General features: G+C 52.8%; 7 protein-coding genes and 2 pseudogenes. 6 read left to right on the forward strand and 3 right to left on the reverse strand.

Annotated elements, in window-relative coordinates; genetic code table 11:
- Window positions 1-2: 2 nt before the first annotated feature.
- Window positions 3-1,361, reverse strand: coding sequence for a glycerol-3-phosphate transporter (glpT, locus tag C7B16_RS06265; protein ID WP_000948746.1), 1,359 nt, complete (start codon window positions 1,359-1,361; stop codon window positions 3-5).
- A 272-nt stretch (window positions 1,362-1,633) separates the two neighbouring features.
- On the opposite strand from glpT, the gene glpA reads away from it, so the two are divergent.
- The 5 genes and pseudogenes from glpA to C7B16_RS06290 form a co-directional block, all read left to right on the forward strand.
- The gene (gene glpA, locus C7B16_RS06270) at window positions 1,634-3,262 is read left to right on the forward strand and encodes an anaerobic glycerol-3-phosphate dehydrogenase subunit A (protein ID WP_000857297.1); all 1,629 of its coding nucleotides are present in this window, start codon (window positions 1,634-1,636) and stop codon (window positions 3,260-3,262) included.
- Complete coding sequence (gene glpB, locus C7B16_RS06275; protein WP_107179494.1) at window positions 3,252-4,511, forward strand: glycerol-3-phosphate dehydrogenase subunit GlpB; 1,260 nt, start codon at window positions 3,252-3,254, stop codon at window positions 4,509-4,511. The genes glpA and glpB overlap by 11 nt, the downstream gene beginning before the upstream one ends.
- Entirely contained in the window at window positions 4,508-5,698 is a 1,191-nt protein-coding gene (gene glpC, locus C7B16_RS06280) for an anaerobic glycerol-3-phosphate dehydrogenase subunit GlpC (RefSeq protein ID WP_107179495.1), read from the forward strand. The genes glpB and glpC overlap by 4 nt, the downstream gene beginning before the upstream one ends.
- 193 nt (window positions 5,699-5,891) lie before the next feature.
- Entirely contained in the window at window positions 5,892-6,818 is a 927-nt protein-coding gene (locus C7B16_RS06285) for an ISNCY family transposase (protein WP_107179496.1), read from the forward strand.
- Window positions 6,819-7,065, forward strand: a pseudogene (locus C7B16_RS06290) (hypothetical protein); the annotation flags it as partial.
- Window positions 7,066-7,105: 40 nt separating this feature from the next.
- Here C7B16_RS06290 and yfaU read toward each other — a convergent pair.
- Both yfaU and C7B16_RS06300 read right to left on the reverse strand, forming a co-directional pair.
- Window positions 7,106-7,909 (reverse strand): 2-keto-3-deoxy-L-rhamnonate aldolase, encoded by an 804-nt coding sequence (gene yfaU / locus C7B16_RS06295; protein WP_001094289.1) that lies wholly within the window; start codon window positions 7,907-7,909, stop codon window positions 7,106-7,108.
- A 16-nt stretch (window positions 7,910-7,925) separates the two neighbouring features.
- Window positions 7,926-8,798: pseudogene (locus C7B16_RS06300) on the reverse strand (MFS transporter); the annotation flags it as partial.
- An 85-nt stretch (window positions 8,799-8,883) separates the two neighbouring features.
- Between C7B16_RS06300 and C7B16_RS06305 the strand changes: the two are divergent.
- Window positions 8,884-9,028: transposase domain-containing protein (locus C7B16_RS06305; RefSeq protein WP_001538604.1), on the forward strand; the 145-nt coding region annotated here is incomplete at its 3' end.

Raw genomic sequence — 9,028 nt, forward strand, 5'->3', positions numbered from 1 at the left:
CATTAGCCTCCGTTGCGTTTTTGCTGTAATTCCTGATGGCGACGTTTTTCGCCAATCATCACGACAATTAACAAGATAACTGCCAGAATGCTGCCGCCAATCATCACCATGAAGCCGCCATCCCAGCCGAAGTAGTCAACGGTGTAACCGACAATTGCGCTTGCCGCCACAGAACCGCCAAGATAACCAAACAGCCCGGTAAAGCCCGCCGCCGTACCTGCTGCTTTTTTCGGTGCCAGTTCCAGCGCGTGCAGACCTATCAGCATGACGGGACCATAGATCAGGAAGCCAATGACAATCATGCAAACCATATCAACAGTCGGATTACCTGCCGGGTTCATCCAGTAAACAATAGTAGCGATGGTCACCAGAGTCATAAAGAAGACGCCAGTTGCCCCACGGTTACCGCGGAAGACTTTATCCGACATCCAGCCACACAGCAGAGTGCCCGGAATGCCCGCGTACTCATAAAGGAAGTAGGCCCAGGAAGATTTATCCAGCGCGAAATGCTTCACCTCTTTCAGGTAGGTTGGCGACCAGTCGAGGATGCCGTAGCGCAGCAGATAAACGAATACGTTGGCAATAGCGATGTACCACAGCAGCTTGTTCGGCAGTACGTACTGCATGAAAATCTGCTTCGCAGTCAGTTCCTGTTCCGCTTTTTCGTTATAGTCGTCCGGATAATCATTTTTGTACTCTTCGATCGGCGGCAAACCACAGGATTGTGGGGTATCGCGCATCATGGCAAAAGCGAAAAGCGCCACCAGAATGGCACAGAAAGCAGGCATATAGAGCGCCGCGTGCCAGTCATTAAACCAGGCCATACCCAGCAGGAACAGCAACGGCGGAATACCACCACCGACGTTATGCGCACAGTTCCATACTGACACAATGCTGCCACGCTCTTTCTGCGACCACCAGTGCACCATAGTACGACCACACGGCGGCCATCCCATTCCCTGGAACCAACCGCAGAGGAACAGAAGAACAAACATCACCGCAATGCTGGAAGTCGCCCACGGCACAAAGCCCATAAACAGCATCACTGCCGCCGCAAGAATCAAACCTGCTGGCAGGAAAACGCGCGGATTCGAGCGATCCGAAACTGACCCCATGATGAATTTCGAAAATCCGTAAGCAATGGAGATACCGGAAAGGGCAAAACCTAAATCCCCACGAGAGAATCCCTGCTCCACCAGATAGGGCATAGCGAGAGCAAAGTTCTTACGAACCAGATAGTAAGCGGCATAACCAAAGAATATCCCCAGGAAAATTTGCCAGCGCAATCGACGATAAGTCGGATCGATCTCCGCAGCAGGTAGGCGCGCTTTGTGTGGCGCTGGTTTAAAAATACTCAACATTTATAGCCTCCGTGGCCCGTGGTCTTATTTATGATTAACAGACTGATTCAATAGAAGAACCTGCCGTTTCTTGAGTGGCCGCGATGTTAATTAATCATTCATTTTATGAATGTGAATTACCGCACACATTATTAAATAAGATTGTCAAAATGTTCCGAAAGACGCATGAAATCACGTTTCACTTTCGAATTATGAGCGAATATGCGCGAAATCAAACAATTCATGTTTTTACTATGGCTAAATGGTAAAAAACGAACTTCAGAGGGATAACAATGAAAACTCGCGACTCGCAAACAAGTGACGTGATTATCATTGGCGGCGGCGCAACGGGAGCCGGGATTGCCCGCGACTGTGCCCTGCGCGGGCTGCGCGTGATTTTGGTTGAGCGACATGATATCGCAACAGGCGCGACCGGGCGTAACCACGGTCTGCTGCACAGCGGCGCACGTTATGCAGTAACAGATGCGGAATCCGCCCGCGAATGCATTAGTGAGAACCAGATTTTAAAACGCATCGCGCGTCACTGTGTCGAACCGACCAACGGCCTGTTTATCACCCTGCCGGAAGATGACCTCTCTTTCCAGGCTACGTTTATTCGCGCTTGTCAGGAGGCGGGGATCAGCGCGGAAGCCATTGATCCGCAGCAAGCACGCATTATCGAACCTTCCGTTAACCCGGCATTGATTGGCGCGGTAAAAGTCCCGGATGGCACCGTGGACCCATTCCGCCTGACCGCTGCGAACATGCTCGATGCAAAAGAACACGGTGCGGTTATCCTCACCGCCCATGAAGTCACTGGCCTGCTTCGTGAAGGCGCGACGGTGTGTGGCGTTCGCGTGCGCAATCATCTTACAGGCGAAACCCAGGCGCTCCATGCACCAGTGGTGGTGAATGCTGCCGGGATCTGGGGGCAACATATTGCCGAGTATGCCGATCTGCGTATTCGCATGTTCCCGGCCAAAGGATCGCTGCTGATCATGGATCACCGCATTAATCAGCACGTGATCAATCGCTGCCGTAAACCTTCTGACGCTGATATTCTGGTGCCCGGCGATACCATTTCACTGATTGGCACCACCTCTTTACGCATTGATTATGACGAAATTGACGATAATCGGGTGACGGCAGAAGAGGTGGATATCCTGCTGCGTGAAGGGGAAAAACTGGCTCCGGTGATGGCGAAAACGCGCATTCTGCGTGCCTACTCTGGTGTGCGCCCGCTGGTTGCCAGCGATGACGATCCGAGCGGGCGTAATGTCAGTCGCGGCATCGTGCTGCTCGATCACGCCGAACGCGATGGCCTGGACGGATTTATCACCATTACCGGCGGCAAACTGATGACCTACCGTCTGATGGCGGAATGGGCCACAGATGCCGTCTGCCGCAAACTGGGCAACTCGCGCCCCTGCACAACCGCCGACCTGGCACTACCGGGTTCACAAGAACCGGCTGAAGTGACACTGCAAAAAATCATTTCCCTCCCTGCACCACTTCGCGGTTCTGCGGTTTATCGTCACGGTGATCGCACGCCAGCCTGGTTAAGTGAAGGCCGCTTGCACCGGAGCCTGGTGTGCGAATGCGAAGCTGTCACTGCAGGCGAAGTGCAATACGCGGTAGAAAATTTAAACGTCAACAGCCTGCTGGACTTACGCCGTCGCACCCGTGTGGGGATGGGGACCTGTCAGGGCGAACTCTGCGCCTGCCGCGCCGCCGGACTGCTGCAACGCTTTAACGTCACCACGTCCACGCAATCTATCGAGCAACTGTCCACCTTCCTTAACGAACGTTGGAAAGGTGTGCAGCCCATTGCCTGGGGCGATGCGCTGCGCGAAAGCGAATTTACCCGCTGGGTTTATCAGGGACTGTGTGGTCTGGAGAAGGAGCAGAAAGATGCGATTTGATACTGTCATTATGGGCGGCGGCCTTGCCGGATTACTCTGCGGCCTGCAACTACAAAAACACGGTCTGCGTTGTGCGATTGTCACTCGCGGTCAGAGCGCGCTGCATTTCTCGTCCGGCTCACTGGATTTACTAAGCCATCTGCCAGATGGGCAGCCGGTGACAGATATTCACGACGGACTGGAAACATTGGGTCGCCTGGCCCCCTCCCATCCCTACAGCCAACTCGGCCCACAGCGCGTGCTCGACCTCGCTTGCCGGGCGCAGGCGTTAATTGCAGAAAGCGGTGCGCAATTGCAGGGCAGCGTAGAACTGGCTCACCAGCGGGTTACTCCTCTCGGCACGCTACGCTCAACCTGGCTAAGCTCACCAGAAATCCCAGTCTGGCCGCTGCCCGCGAAGAAAATATGCGTAGTGGGAATAAGTGGCCTGATGGATTTTCAGGCACACCTGGCGGCAGCCTCGTTACGTGAATTAAATCTTGCTGTCGAAACTGCTGAAATTGAATTGCCGGAACTGGATGTCTTACGCAATAACGCCACCGAATTTCGTGCAGTGAATATTGCCCGTTTCCTTGATAACGAAGAAAACTGGCCACTGTTGATCGATGCGCTTATCCCTGTTGCCAACACCTGTGAAATGATCCTGATGCCCGCCTGTTTCGGCCTGACCGATAACAAACAGTGGCGCTGGCTGAATGAGCAACTGCCCTGTTCATTAATGTTACTGCCAACATTGCCGCCTTCCGTGCTGGGTATTCGTCTGCAAAATCAGCTTCAACATCAGTTCGTGCGCCAGGGCGGTGTGTGGATGCCGGGCGATGAAGTAAAAAAAGTGACCTGCAAAAATGGCGTCGTCAGTGAAATATGGACCCGTAATCACGCCGATATTCCGCTACGTCCACGCTTTGCCGTGCTTGCCAGTGGCAGCTTCTTTAGCGGGGGGCTGGTGGCAGAACGCGACGGTATTCGCGAACCGATTCTCGGCCTTGATGTGCTGCAAACCGCCACGCGGGGTGAGTGGTATCGAAGTGACTTTTTCGCTCCGCAACCGTGGCAACAATTCGGCGTGACCACTGACGAGGCGCTACGCCCGTCGCTGGCAGGTCAAACGATAGAAAACCTGTTTGCCATTGGTTCGGTGCTGGGCGGATTTGATCCCATCGCCCAGGGATGCGGCGGCGGCGTTTGTGCTGTCAGTGCATTACATGCTGCTCAACAGATTGCCCAACGCGCAGGAGGCCAAGAATGAACGATACCAGCTTCGAAAACTGCATTAAGTGCACCGTCTGCACCACCGCCTGTCCGGTGAGCCGGGTGAATCCGGGCTATCCGGGGCCAAAACAGGCGGGACCAGATGGCGAACGTCTGCGTCTGAAAGATGGCGCACTGTATGACGAGGCGCTGAAATATTGCATTAACTGCAAACGTTGCGAAGTCGCCTGTCCATCCGATGTGAAGATTGGCGATATCATCCAGCGCGCACGAGCAAAATACGACACCTCGCGCCCGTCGCTGCGCAATTTCGTTTTAAGTCATACCGACCTGATGGGCAGCTTTTCTACGCCGTTCGCGCCTATCGTTAACACCGCTACCTCACTAAAACCGGTGCGACAACTGCTTGATGCCGCGTTAAAAATCGACCACCGTCGCACACTGCCGAAATACTCCTTCGGCACCTTCCGCCGCTGGTATCGCAGCGTGGCGGCACAGCAGGCGCAGTATAAAGATCAGGTGGCGTTCTTCCACGGCTGCTTCGTCAATTACAACCATCCACAACTGGGTAAAGATTTAATTAAAGTACTCAACGCGATGGGAACGGGCGTGCAACTGCTCAGCAAAGAGAAATGCTGCGGTGTGCCGCTGATTGCCAACGGTTTTACCGATAAGGTGCGTAAACAGGCGATTATCAACGTGGAATCGATCCGCGAAGCTGTCGGAGCGAAAGGCATTCCGGTGATTGCCACCTCCTCCACCTGTACGTTTGCCCTGCGCGATGAATATCCGGAAGTGTTGAATGTCGACAACAAAGGCTTACGCGATCATATCGAACTGGCAACCCGCTGGCTGTGGCGCAAGTTAGATGAAGGCAAAACCTTGCCACTTAAACCGCTGCCGCTGAAAGTGGTTTATCACACCCCATGCCATATGGAAAAAATGGGCTGGACGCTCTACACCCTGGAACTATTACGTAAAATCCCTGGGCTTGAACTGACAGTGTTGGATTCTCAGTGCTGCGGTATTGCTGGTACTTATGGATTCAAAAAAGAGAACTACCCCACCTCACAAGCCATCGGAGCGCCACTGTTCCGTCAGATAGAAGAGAGCGGCGCGGATCTGGTCGTCACCGACTGCGAAACCTGCAAATGGCAGATTGAGATGTCCACGAGCCTTCGCTGCGAACATCCGATTACTCTGTTGGCCCAGGCGCTGGCTTAAACTCCCTTCTGATGCCCGGTAAGCATGTTGCTTATCGGGCATTTTTGCGGGCGCGATTCCGTGCCAAATGTACGCGTTGCATCGCCGTGAAAATTCTTCTGAAAACGTCTCGCAAAGACTGAAACTGTCAGATGTCAAAGGCCCGGGATACCCGTAATGTCGCGTCATCATAAACATCTGGTGACGGACAACCATGACAGAATCAACAACATCCTCCCGGCATGATGCGGTATTTAAAACCTTTATGTTCTCGCCCGAAACCGCACGGGATTTTCTGGAAATACACCTGCCGGAACCGCTACGTAAGCTTTGCAACCTGCAAACCTTACGCCTGGAACCCACCAGTTTTATTGAAAAAAGTTTACGCGCTTACTACTCGGATGTTTTGTGGTCGGTAGAAACCACCGACGGCGAAGGTTATATCTACTGCGTGATTGAGCATCAGAGTACTGCAGAAAAAAACATGGCCTTTCGACTGATGCGTTATGCCACTGCCGTCATGCAGCGCCATCTGGACAAAGGCTATGACAGAATCCCTCTGGTAGTGCCAATGCTGTTTTATCACGGCGAAACCTCACCCTACCCATATTCACTTAACTGGCTGGATGAATTTGACGACCCGCAGCTTGCCCGGCAGTTGTACACCGAAGCTTTTCCGTTGGTGGATATCACCATCGTACCTGACGATGAGATCATGCAACATCGGCGTATAGCTCTGCTGGAACTGATTCAAAAGCATATTCGCGAGCGCGATTTAATCGGTCTGGTCGACAGGATCACCACGCTTTTGGTTAGGGGCTTCACTAATGACAGCCAGGTGCAAACGCTGTTTAATTATCTGCTGCAATGCGGCGATACCTCCCGTTTCACCCGCTTTATTGAGGAAATTGCCGAACGTTCACCACTACAAAAGGAGAGATTGATGACTATTGCTGAACGGCTACGGCAGGAAGGACACCAAATTGGCTGGCAGGAAGGTAAATTAGAAGGTTTGCAGGAAGGCATGCATGAACAAGCCATTAAAATTGCCTTGCGCATGCTGGAGCAGGGCTTTGAACGTGAGATTGTGCTGGCGACAACCCAACTCACTGATGCTGATATTCCACCGAACTGTCATTAAAAGGAGAGATTGATGACTATTGCTGAACGGCTACGGCAGGAAGGGCATCAAATTGGCTGGCAGGAGGGTAAGATTGAAGGCTTGCAAGAAGGTAAATTAGAAGGTTTGCAGGAAGGCAAAGTAGAAGGCATGCATGAACAAGCCATTAAAATTACCTTGCGCATGCTGGAACAGGGTATTGATCGTGACCTGGCTGCTCGCAGCCACCCAGCTAAGCGAAGCCGATCTGGCAGCGAATAACCACTAATTAACACAGGCCCACAAGCAATCCCCATGGGCCTTTGATATCAATAACTACCTTTTATGCGTGGCTCATTTTTGCCTGATTTAAATATCGCCAGTCGCTTATCCAGGGCATCACTGTAGAGCATGGTGTCGACGCCAACGGCGACAAAGTTCGCTCCCCACGCAAGGCATTGCTGCGCCATATCAGGAGCCACAGCCAGAAAACCTGCTGCTTTACCCGCAGCGCGGATCCGTCGGATGCTGGTTTCAATAATACGCTGCACTTCCGGGTGCCCGGCATTATCCGGGTAACCCAACGACGCTGAGAGATCCGCTGGCCCAATAAACACACCATCAACCCCCTCAACGTCGAGGATTTCATCCAGATTATCCAGTGCTGTTTTACTTTCCACCTGCACCAACAGACAAAGTGAGTCGTTGACTTGCGCCATGTAATTCTCAATGCGTCCCCAGCGTGCTGCCCGTGCCACGCTGGCCCCGACACCACGCTCACCGTACGGTGGATAGCGAGTTGCAGACACTATCTGACGCGCCTGTTCGCCAGTATCGACCATCGGGATCAGTAGAGTTTGCGCGCCAATATCCAGGACTTGTTTAATCAGCGACTTACTCCCCTCCACTGGGCGGATCACGGGTTGGCTGCCATAGGGCGCTACCGCCTGAAGTTGGTGATAAAGGTTCTGAATGGTATTTGGCGCATGTTCACCATCAATCAGCAACCAGTCATAACCGGAGGTGGCGGCAATTTCTGCCATATAGGAAGTTGTCGAACTTAACCACAGACCAATTTGTACTTCACCCTTGCGTAAGCGTTCTTTGAATGGATTGATTAATAATGTGTTCATCATGTTCCTTAACCTGTTAATGATGCGCCACGTTGGTCTGCGCAACAGCGCGACTTACACGCAGAGTGAAAATAATCAGCGAACCGATGACCGCCACCGCTGCCAGCATCAGCAAGCCTGCCGCATCGCTGGCAAACAACGTTTCTGCTTTTACACGCAGGATCGGGGCGATAAATCCACCCACCGCGCCAAACAGGTTTACAAAACCAATCCCCGCAGCCAGCGCCGTACCGGAAAGCAGTTGTGTCGGCATCGTCCAGAACACCGGCTGAACCGCAATAAACCCTATTGCTGCAACACACAGCGCAACGATTGCCAGTACTGGCGAAAGTAGCCCGGAAAGGCCAATACCAATGCCTGCGGACAGCAATGTCAGCGCCGCGACATTGCGCCGTTCGCCGGTTTTATCGGAATAGCGCGGAATAAGCCAGGTCCCCAACAATGCCGCAATCCACGGAATGGCGGCGACCACGGAGGCCGTAAAGCCCACTTTTGTTCCCAGCAATGCGGCAACCTGCGTCGGCAGGAAGAAAATTAATCCGTAAACCGCCACCTGAATAGTCAGGTAGATAATCGCCAGTTGCCAGACTCGCCCATTACGCAGCGCATCACTCAGTCGCGAAGTGACTTTCTGTTGTTCTTCACTTGTAAGTTGATTAATGAGCAACGTTTTTTCTTCTTTACTCAGAAAACGTGCCTGCTCCGGTGTGTCATCAAGCCAAAAGAATGTGAACACCCCAGCACCGACTGCCAGTAACCCTTCAATCACAAACATCCAGAACCAGCCGGGATGTCCCATAAATCCATGCATCTCCAGAAGCGCGCCGGAGAGCGGTGATCCCAGCGTTAACGCCAACGGTGCTCCCATATAAAACAGCCCCATAATGCTGTAATGCCGATCAGTTAAGGATCAGTTGACCGATCCAGTGGCTGTGTAAGAATCCGGAAACGCTCACTCGTTTCCGGATTTTTTTATGCACATTGGACAGGCCCTTGATCTGGTATCCCGTTACGATTCTCTGCGTAACCCACTGACTTCTCTGGGGGATTACCTCGACCCCGAACTCATCTCTCGTTGCCTTGCCGAATCAGGTACTGTAACGCTACGCAAGCGCCGTC

Source organism: Escherichia sp. 20412-1 (assembly GCF_003027595.1).
Lineage (GTDB): Bacteria > Pseudomonadota > Gammaproteobacteria > Enterobacterales > Enterobacteriaceae > Escherichia > Escherichia marmotae.

Bases quoted from the DNA above. Each gene is read 5' to 3' on its own strand.
- glpT (WP_000948746.1), bottom strand. From the start codon at position 1,361: ATGTTGAGTATTTTTAAACCAGCGCCACACAAAGCGCGCCTACCTGCT.
- glpA (WP_000857297.1), top strand. From the start codon at position 1,634: ATGAAAACTCGCGACTCGCAAACAAGTGACGTGATTATCATTGGCGGC.
- glpB (WP_107179494.1), top strand. From the start codon at position 3,252: ATGCGATTTGATACTGTCATTATGGGCGGCGGCCTTGCCGGATTACTC.
- glpC (WP_107179495.1), top strand. From the start codon at position 4,508: ATGAACGATACCAGCTTCGAAAACTGCATTAAGTGCACCGTCTGCACC.
- C7B16_RS06285 (WP_107179496.1), top strand. From the start codon at position 5,892: ATGACAGAATCAACAACATCCTCCCGGCATGATGCGGTATTTAAAACC.
- yfaU (WP_001094289.1), bottom strand. From the start codon at position 7,909: ATGAACACATTATTAATCAATCCATTCAAAGAACGCTTACGCAAGGGT.